The 9,329-nt window shown below is 69.9% G+C and carries 8 protein-coding genes and 1 pseudogene; 5 read left to right on the top strand and 4 right to left on the bottom strand.

From position 1 onward, the window contains the following. Positions 1-160: 160 nt before the first annotated feature. Both ACFVYL_RS33940 and ACFVYL_RS33935 read left to right on the top strand, forming a co-directional pair. Complete coding sequence (locus tag ACFVYL_RS33940) at positions 161-1,378, top strand: hypothetical protein (RefSeq protein WP_389722838.1); 1,218 nt, start codon at positions 161-163, stop codon at positions 1,376-1,378. 16 nt (positions 1,379-1,394) lie between these two features. Next, positions 1,395-1,928, top strand: coding sequence for a hypothetical protein (locus ACFVYL_RS33935; RefSeq protein ID WP_389722836.1), 534 nt, complete (start codon positions 1,395-1,397; stop codon positions 1,926-1,928). Positions 1,929-1,936: 8 nt separating this feature from the next. On the opposite strand, the gene ACFVYL_RS33930 is transcribed toward ACFVYL_RS33935, so the two are convergent. Further along, complete coding sequence (locus ACFVYL_RS33930) at positions 1,937-2,860, bottom strand: RCC1 domain-containing protein (RefSeq protein WP_389722834.1); 924 nt, start codon at positions 2,858-2,860, stop codon at positions 1,937-1,939. Positions 2,861-2,931: 71 nt separating this feature from the next. Next, positions 2,932-3,138: pseudogene (locus tag ACFVYL_RS33925) on the bottom strand (transposase); the annotation flags it as partial. 217 nt (positions 3,139-3,355) lie between these two features. Here ACFVYL_RS33925 and ACFVYL_RS33920 point away from each other — a divergent pair. After that, a complete protein-coding gene (locus ACFVYL_RS33920) occupies positions 3,356-4,153 on the top strand; it encodes a hypothetical protein (protein ID WP_389722832.1) in 798 nt (265 codons plus the stop codon). A gap of 272 nt (positions 4,154-4,425) precedes the next feature. Beyond that, the gene (locus tag ACFVYL_RS33915; RefSeq protein ID WP_389722916.1) at positions 4,426-4,842 is read left to right on the top strand and encodes a pyridoxamine 5'-phosphate oxidase family protein; all 417 of its coding nucleotides are present in this window, start codon (positions 4,426-4,428) and stop codon (positions 4,840-4,842) included. A 57-nt stretch (positions 4,843-4,899) separates the two neighbouring features. Here the strand turns inward: ACFVYL_RS33915 and ACFVYL_RS33910 are convergent, their stop codons facing one another. Beyond that, the gene (locus tag ACFVYL_RS33910) at positions 4,900-6,216 is read right to left on the bottom strand and encodes a phosphatase PAP2 family protein (RefSeq protein WP_389722830.1); all 1,317 of its coding nucleotides are present in this window, start codon (positions 6,214-6,216) and stop codon (positions 4,900-4,902) included. Between the two features lie 412 nt (positions 6,217-6,628). Here ACFVYL_RS33910 and ACFVYL_RS33905 point away from each other — a divergent pair, with 412 nt between their 5' ends. Continuing rightward, entirely contained in the window at positions 6,629-8,017 is a 1,389-nt protein-coding gene (locus ACFVYL_RS33905; RefSeq protein WP_389722828.1) for an aminopeptidase P family protein, read from the top strand. A 29-nt stretch (positions 8,018-8,046) separates the two neighbouring features. Here the strand turns inward: ACFVYL_RS33905 and ACFVYL_RS33900 are convergent, their stop codons facing one another. Further along, positions 8,047-9,003 (bottom strand): DUF5829 family protein, encoded by a 957-nt coding sequence (locus tag ACFVYL_RS33900; protein WP_389722826.1) that lies wholly within the window; start codon positions 9,001-9,003, stop codon positions 8,047-8,049. Positions 9,004-9,329 lie beyond the last annotated feature (326 nt).

Raw genomic sequence — 9,329 nt, 5'->3', positions numbered from 1 at the left:
TTGGCGGTCTTAAACCGCCCCCGGGCTAAGCGGGTTTTATTCCCTGACAGGTGTCCCGGGGGGGGGGTGGTGCCCCCCCCCACGGGGCCCGCCCCCCCCCCCCCGGCTCTCCCGGCCCCCACCCCCTGCCCCCCGCCCCCTGCCCCGCACCGGAGCCCTCTTGAACCGCCTGCCGAGCGCCGACGTCCTGGACCGGATCCGGGACATCCCCGTCTACCGCGCGTCCGTCGAACGCGGCGACTTCCCGATCCTCGAGAAGCCGGAGATCGCCAGGGACTTCCCCGACAACTGGATGACGCCCGAGCTGACCCGCGCCCTGGAGACGGGCGAGGCCGAGTTCGTCCTGTCCACCGGGACCAACCACGCCCGCATGCAGCTCATCCGGCCGCCCTACTTCCTGCTCCGCTCCTACTACCGCCTGTGGAGCGAGCACCCCGACCTCGGCGCCCTCTGGTACGCGGGCGCCCGGCGGATCTCGCTGACGACCGTCCTCGCCACCGAGCACGTCGCCCGCGTCAACGCCCGCAAGCCGGGCGCGACACCGGGTGAGCGCTGGCTCGACGACCGGACCCTGTACCTCAACCGCGGCTTGGACCCGGCCGGCTGGGACCGTGCCGAGGTCGAGCGGATGCTCGCCGAGATCCGGGAGGTGAGCGCCGCGCACCCTCGCGGCGCGTATCTCCTGGACTGCTCCGGTTACCACTTGGCGCACCTGGTGCGCAGAGTCGACGAGTGGGACCTGTGGGACCGTTTCCCGCGCCCTGCCGGCATCGTCCACGCCTACGAGTACACGCCGCTGAACGTCCGCGCGTATCTGCGGGACCACTTCGACTGCCCGATCGTCGACCTCTTCGGCAGCACGGAGCTCGGCTACCTCTTCTACAGCGAGGAGGACGGCCGCTACCGCCCCTACCTGCACGACATGAGCGTGGAGCTGATCCCGGTGGAGCCGGGCAGCGGCATCCACAGCCTCATCGTCACCAGCGTCCGCAACCCGTACATGCCGCTCGTCCGCTACCGGTCCGGCGACTGCATCCGCACCCGCGACGGCAGCGCCGACCCGGAGCGGATCGTGTCCTTCTGCGGCCGCGAGAAGGAACTGCTGCCTACGCCCGACGGGCCGGTCGCGCAGGCCGATCTCGACGCGCGCGTCACCGCCGCGTCCCCGCGCGTCTTCCTGCACCAGCTGCGGCTGACCGGCGAGGGGCGCTGCGTGCTGTGGTGCACGACCTTCGACGGCGAGCCACTCGCCCCCGCCGAGGAGACCGCTCTGGCCGCCTCGGTGACCGCGCTGACCGGCCGGTCCTGCCGCGTGGAGCACCGCGCCCACGTGCCGATCGGCCGCTCCGGCAAGTACGCCTGGCTGACCACGCCCTGACCCCCGAGGACCAGACATGCCCGCACCCGCACCGTCCGCGCCCACCACCGCCCAGACCCCCACCGCCGAGGAGCTGCTCGGCGCAGACCTGCACGAGGAGGTCGTCCGGCACTTCGCCGCGAAGCCCGGCGCCCCGGACGCCTCGTACGTCACGCACCAGGTCCGCGAGTGTCTGCGCTACCTCTACCTGGTCTCCCGCCACCCCGACCGGCTCGGCGGCCTCTTCCTCCCCGTCGAGCAGGACATCGACGAGATCTGGCACTACCTCATCCTCCAGACCCGCGAGTACCGCGAGCTGTGCGAACAGCGGCTGCCCGGCGGTCACTTCATCCACCACCGAAGCGTGTCCTACGACGCCTACCAGCAGGCGCCGGGGCGCGAGACGGCCGCGGAGGAGGCGCTGCGGTGGCTGCCGCTCTACACCGCCGCGTTCGGTCCGTACGACGAGGAGGCGCTCCCGCACTGGACGGTCGTCCGGTTCCTGCACGAGGAACTGCAGCTGTCGCTGGCGGAGATCGCGTCCCTGGCCGACGGGTCGGCGAGCGCTTAGGATTGAAATCAGAATGAGGACTCTGAGGCCCGGGAATGACGGCGTTTCAGTTCACGTTGGCGCGTCCCGGAACCGGAGGCCTGTGGGAGCTGGACTCCGGACCAGGCATCGACTTCGCACTGGCCGTCGGCATTGTTCCCTGTGGTCACGACTGTGCCGTCGGCACGCAGGCCAAGGGTGTGCGTCGAACCGGCCGCCACGGCGACAATGTCGCGCCAATCGCCGACTTCGCACTGTCCGTAGCTGTTGTCTCCTGCTGCGAGGGCCCGTCCGGACGCAGTGACCCCGACGGTGTGGTAGCTGCCCGCACCGAGCGCCACTACGTCTTCCCACTCGTCGACCTCGCATGCCGCGGTTGCCCGGTCTCCGGTTGCTACCGCCCGCCCGTCGGCTCTGAGGCCGACGGTATGGAGATACCCGGCCGAAATGGCGGTTAGGTCACGCCATCCTTCAACGGCACACTGCCGTCGTCGGCTGTTCCCCGTGGCCAGCGCAGAACCGTCCGACCGGACGCCGACCGAGTGCCAGTCGCCACACGAGAGGACGACCATCTCGCGCCAGGAGTGCACGTCGCACTGTCCTTCTGAACTCCGGCCAACTGCAAGCACGCGGCCATTCGAGAGTAGCCCGAGCGTGCAGCGCCAGCCTGCGGCCACGGCCGTGATGCCTCGCCATCCGGCGACATCACATTGCCCATCGCCATTCCACCCCGTTGCCAGCACCGAACCGTCCGACCGGAGCCCCACCGTATGAGACCTGCCCGTGTTCGTCGCGGTATGGACGTTGCCAGCTGCCACCGCGACGACGTCTGCCCATCGCTCGACACGACATTCAGCGGCTGCGGTATTGCCCACGGCGAGAACGGTTCCATCCCAGCGCCGTCCGACCGAATGACGACTTCCGGCCGCCAGCGCCGACGGGTTAGCGAGCATTCCGCCTCCTTGTGCTGGCGCGAGTCCGCGACATGGGTTTTCACCTTACTTTGCACTGGAATCAGAGCGGCGCCCTTTTCCTGCGAGAGGTAACGCCCGGGGATGCCGGTGTAGGGCACGAACGGGATGCCGCACAGAACCCGCTGGTCATCGAGCCGACGACGCCCCGGGTACCGGAAGCGGCGTTCCATCACCGGCAACAGTGGCTCGATACGCTCCCACAGCCCATCGTCAACCTCCCACGGCTTGCGCCCACCACGAGTCTCGGTCGCAACCACCCCCTCCGAGCCGCATCAACGCGAACTGACGTGCCGTCATCCCCCAGTCTCAGAGACCTCATTCTGATTCCAGTCCTTAGCCCGACTCTGCCGGGGATCTTGGATGGTCGGGCTCAGGCGCCGAGAGTTCCCCAGGACTTCGGCCGCGGCTCCCGCGCCGGTCCCCAAAGACCGAAGGCCGTGGTCAACCCGGGTGTGCACGTGAGAGGTTGAGCGCGTGGACAACGACATGACCGTCGCGCTGATCGGTGCGATCGGTGTGGGTGGCACCATCGTCGGAACCTTTGCCGGCACGGTGCTCGGCGCCCGCATCCAAGCCCGCGGCGGACACGACCAAGCCCAAGCCGCACGCGACGCAGCCACCACCACCGCCACCGCCACGGCGCGTCAGGCAATGGTCGAACGCCGTTGGGCGATCCTCGCCGAATACCTCCGCGCAGCAGCCGCCCTCCACGAGAGCGCGAATCGGCTCTACGCATCGAGCGCGGACGTCCGTGTCGCTGGAAGTCTTATCACCGTGGACGGACCGGCTCTTGAAGCCGACGTCGAGGAGCGGCGGCATGCCCTCCTCTACGCGTATGCCGAGGCCGAACTCGGCGCACCCGGCGAGATGCGCCCCCTGGTCTCCGACCTCAAGGAAAGGACGTTCCTTCACATCGAGCAATCCATCAGGGGCAGAGACCTCATCAGCGCACATACGGTGCTGCGCGACCTCGCCGCCGCGCAGGGCCACGACTCACCAGCCGGTCGAGCACACCTCGCCGTGACGACGCCGTCCGCGCCTCACCCGGTCGACGACACGACACACGAGGACCTCGCGCGCTGGCGTACGGAAGCCACGAGGACTTTGGAAGAGGTCCGCGAACTGACTTTCGAGCAGCGCCATTTGCTCGCCTACCGGCCCGGCGAGGACCAGACCCTCATCGTCATCGAGGCCTGGGACCGGTACACGGAGGCATGGGACGCCCTGGTCAGTGCCGCACGCCAGACACTGGGAACCGACCCCACTCGGTGAGTGAGTCTGCCGGGGGCCGCGACAGCGGCACTGACGCCTGCCGTGGCCGCGGATGAACTCGCAGACCATGCTCTCGATGCCTGGCCGCTCGCGCAGTTCTCGTGAGGGAAAAGCCCACGGTGCGGGGGCTGTCGGCGGTGGTGGTGCACTGGGTGGCCCAGCCGGGCCGGTCCGCCGTAGCGGAGCCGATGGCTTGGCCTACGTCGAAGGTCGGGGTGTTCGGCGGCGTTCGGAAGACCGAGCATGGAGACGTGACACCTCCTCCCTTTGATATTGATGTCTTCCTCAGCCAGCCGCTCACCGCGCGCATCGCTACCGACGGACCGACCGTGCGGCCCCTGTGGTTTCTGTGGGAGGAGGGTGCCTTCTGGGTTCTGACCGGGACGTGGGCCAAGCTGTTTCACCGGGTGAGCGCGGACGCGCGGATCGCTCTTGTGGTGGACGTATGTGACATCGCTACGGGGCTCGTCCGCCAGGTCATCGCCCGTGGCCGCGCCGAACTCGTTCCCTTTGACGTCCCGCGTGGGCGCCGCAAGTTGGTCCGTTACCTGGGCTCGGACGAGTCCCGCTGGGATTCACGCTTCGTTCGCTACCTGCATGATGACCCTGACCAGCGCGGCACGGTGTGGCTGCGGCTGACCCCCTCGTCCCTGACAGCCCACGATCTGAGCTACACGGCCACGCGCTGAGCTTGTGCTCCTCCTACCAGGGTCTGCCCGGTCTGCCGATGACCTTGGGTGAACCGCTCACACCAGTTCGGGCTGCGGCTCCAGTGACTGTGCGGGCACCACCTTCGGCTCCCAGCTTTTCGTGGTCCGCGTATATCTGTGGACCACCGAGACCGTCGCCAGGACGAGGAGGGGTCCGAACACCCACGGGTGCCTGCCCATCTCCAGCGGGATGAAGCGGTACGACACCAGGAGCGCGACGAAGACTGTCGCCCCGTAGGTGACCAGCTGGATCCCCGCCCGGTCCCAGCCACGGTCGTGCGCGCGCAGCGCCGCGTCGATCGTGACCGCGAACACCACGCCCGCGATGATGTCCGCGCCGTAGTGGTAGCCGAATCCCAGCGTGGCGCCGAGCGTGGCGAGGAGCCAGAAGGCCCCCGCGTAGCGCAGGAACCGCGGGCCTCTCCGCGAGTGGATGAAGATCGTGGTGGCCCATGCCGTGTGCAGACTGGGCATGCAGTTGCGCGGGGTGAGGTCGTCGTACGTCATCTGGTGCGGCACAGCGATCGTCGGCGCCGTGTGCGGCCACAGGTCGGCCACCGCCCACTGCACGCCGCCGGTGCCGGAGGCGCCAGGACCGTAGGCGAAAACCGGCCCCACCACCGGGAAGAGCATGTAGATGCCCGGCCCTAGCAGACCGATGACCAGGAAGGTGCGCACCAGGTGGTGCCCCGGGAACCGGCGCTCGGTCGCGACGTGCCGCAGCTGGTAGAGCGCGACGGCCACCGCGGCGACCGCGAGCTGGATGTAGACCCATTCCAGGACGTGGGTGCCTACCGAGCCGGTGGCCTCGACCACGCGGCCCACCACCCACGAGGGGTTGCCCAGGGCGTGGTCGGCGGTGGCCACGTACTGGTCGAGCACCGTCGGGCGGGTCTTCCAGGTGATGAGCAGCCAGGCGTCACCGGTCTTGCGTCCGGCCACCAGGAGCAGGCCCAGGCCGACGCCCTTCAGGAGCAGGATCCGTTCCTGGCCGGTGCGGCGCGTGAGAGCGATGAATCCGTAGCCGAGGATCACCCACAGCGCGCCGTTGCCGAACATCATGTCGGCGCCGACGATCCATCTCACCAGGAAGAAGACGACATCGATGCCCACCGCGACACCGGCGGCGATGAACCGTTCGCGCCAGGTGAGCACCACCATCATCAACGCCATGCTGGCGTACAGCAGCGGACCCGACTTCGGGGCGAAGATCACCTCGCGCCCCTGGTTGGTGATCGGTCCCGCCACGCCGTAGTGGCGCGCGGCGATCTCGAGCGCGACCAGGAATCCGAGGGCCACCACGACCGCCGCGGTCCACAGAAGCGCCCGGGGCTGACGCCACGCGGCCAACATCTTTCTGCCGTCTATTCGCGGAAGGACCCGCGATGCTATGGATTTCAATTTTTGGCCGATTTGTTAGATGTCTACTAAAAACGTCGCTCTTCGTGCCCGATGGCATGCTTCCGGTCGATGAGGACGATCGGCCGCAAGTTTGAGCATGCTATCGGAGCGGCGCGGACTGGGTTCCGCTGGTCACGGGCGGTACGGAGAGCACTCCATACGGGCATCGGCGGCGGGTCCCGTCACCCGTCCGGCCGAGCGGACGGATACGTCCGGGAGGAGACCTGTCGCGGACCTCAACTCCCCTTGCCCCAGCCGGTTTTGATGTCGCTCGGTAGGTCACGGAAGGGCCGCACCATAGTAATGTGACATTTTACTGACCGGCCTCCGGGCCTGGCGTTCGCGCTGTCTCCAAGGAGTCCTCGTGACCGAATCCGGCATCAGCCCCGCTCCGGCGCTCCACACCGGCAGCCACGACCCGGCCGTCTCGGCCGAGCTGTCCCGTTTCATGGCGGCCTCCTGGGCCCCGACCGCTCTCCCCGACTCCGTACGCGTCGGCGCGTACGCCGTCACCCCGGCACGCCGGGCCCGGCTCTCCGCCCGCTTCCCCGGCGAGCGTCTGATCATCCCGGCGGGCGGGCTCACGGTCCGCTCCAACGACTGCGACCACCGCTTCCGCCCGCACAGCGCGTACGCCTGGCTGACCGGCCTGACCGGGGAGGACCAGGCGGGGGCCGTACTGGTCCTCGAGCCCTCGGGACCGCACGGACACGAGGCGGTGCTCCACATACGGCCGCGCTCCCCGCGCGCCGCCGGCGACGAGGAGTTCTACCGGGACCGGCGCTACGGCGAGTTCTGGGTCGGCCGCCGCCCCGACCTCGCCGAGGCGGAACGCCTCACCGGCATCCGCTGCGCCCATCTGGCGAGGCTCGGCTCACCGACCGGGCGCAACGCCGCGAGCGACCCGGAACTCGCCGCGGTCCTCTCCGAGCTGCGTCTCGTCAAGGACGCCTGGGAGGTCGCGCAGCTGCAGCTCGCCGTCGACCACACCGTCGCCGGGTTCGAGGACGTGGTGCGGGCCGTGCCGGGCGCCCTCACGCACCGGCGCGGCGAGCGTCTGCTGGAGGGGACCTTCGGGCTGCGCGCCCGCGCCGAGGGCAACGGCACCGGCTACGAGACCATCGCCGCCTCCGGCGCCCACGCCTGCGTACTCCACTGGATCCGCAACGACGGACGGCTCGACCCGGACGAGCTCCTCCTCCTTGACGCGGGCGTGGAGACGGACAGCCTCTACACCGCCGACATCACCCGCACCCTGCCGCTCTCCGGCCGCTTCTCCCCCGTCCAGCGGCAGGTGTACGAGCTGGTGCTCGCCGCCCAGGAGGCGGGGATCGCGGCGCTGCGGCCGGGGGCCCGCTTCCGGGACTTCCACCGGGCCGCCATGCGAGTCGTGGCGGAGGGGCTCGCCGAGTGGGGCGTGCTCAAGGACGCGACCGGTGACCTGCACCGCCGTTACACGCTGTGCGGCAGCGGCCACATGCTCGGGCTCGACGTGCACGACTGCGCGAAGGCGCGGGCCGGGACCTACCTGGACGGCGTACTGGAGGAGGGGCAAGTGCTCACCGTGGAGCCCGGTCTCTACCTCCAGCCGGACGACGAGACGCTCCCCGCCGAGCTGCGCGGCATCGGCGTCCGGATCGAGGACGACCTCGTCATCACCTCGGAGGGCTCCCGGCTGTTGTCGGGCGCGCTGCCGCGGACCGTCGCGGGCGTCGAGGAGTGGATGGGCGGCCTCCTCGACGGCTCCGCCTGAGGCCCGCGCTGCCGCAGAAAGGCCCTAGCTCAACGGGCCCTGTCGAACGCCCACTTGGCGCCCGCACCGGGGCCCACTGTGAGCGTCGACCGGCCGATCCGCTCCTCGTGGCGGTGGGCCACGGGCCGGTTGAGCGAGAAGGTGATCTCCCGCAGACCGGCGTCCTCGCGCGGTGTCGCGTCGAACCGGATCGTGGTGCCGCCCCGCAGCGCGACGGCGCCGCCGCCCGGCAGGGACCGGACGTCGAAGCCGCCCGCCCGCAGCAACGGAACCGTGCTGTCGACGTCGCGAGGAGTGGCTGCGATGCGCACGGACGTCACGTCACGCATGAGGTGTTTGCGGTAATCGTCACTCAGGTAGCGCTCGCGGCCGACGTCCCCGGGGTGACTGGCCGGCTCGGTCTTGCTGCGCGGGTCGGCGAAGTACTCCGGCCGGTACTCCATCGACCAGGCGCCGAAGGAGTCGTACTGGTCGGCGGCGATGGCGAAGAAGCCGTCGAACCACGGCACCGGGACACCGTCGCCGAAGTCGCGCGTCTGCAGGAAGTCGGCCGGGGTGACGCCAAGGTCCACGAGCCGCTGGCGCGCCGTCGCCAGGTCGCCCGCCCGCTCGACGGAGACGCCCATCCCGCCGGCTCCGAACTCGCCGTCCCTGCCGGGCAGATCGCCGGTCCCGAACAGTTCGACGTAGGTCTCGCGGCCCATCAGGTAGCGGCCGGTCCAGGTCTGTCCGTCGGATCCGGTCGTGGTGCGGACCTGGAAGTTCGCGAAGTCACGGAGGTAGGCGGAGTGCTCGATGGCGTCTGCGGTCTCCCGGTCAAGGACTCCGTACGCGTGGTTGAAGAACAGGAGTTGGCGGCCGGGCGCGGGCGGGTCCCCGTCGGCCGGGGCCGCGTGGGCACTTCCCTGGACCATCCAGACCAGCGCGGCGGCGAGCGCCACGACGAGGACCCTGAGCGTGCGTGACTTCCGGCGCAGCGGCAACATGCAGGCGATGGTAGAGCGGGCACAACCGTGGACGCGGGCACTCCGCGGAGCCCGGTGAGATTTTTCCGGCAGGCACCGGTACCGCCGCGGCCCGCCGCGGATTTCGCTCCCGCCCACGCCGTGGGGTACAGTCGATCTTGTGCTCGCCGCCGAACTCACGGCGCCGGGCCCGGCGTTGGTGGTCCAAGGAAAGGCGCCCCACTTCCTGTGGGGAGATGCAGGTGCAAGGCCTGCCCAGCGCTCGCGAGAGAAGGCCCGGCCTCCGTGACGGAGGCCGGGCCTTCTGCTGTGCCCCGCCGCCCGCCGGGCCCCCGGCAGGCGAACGC

Source organism: Streptomyces sp. NPDC058308 (assembly GCF_042880275.1).
GTDB lineage: Bacteria > Actinomycetota > Actinomycetes > Streptomycetales > Streptomycetaceae > Streptomyces.
This window is presented reverse-complemented; position numbering and strand designations above follow the sequence as displayed.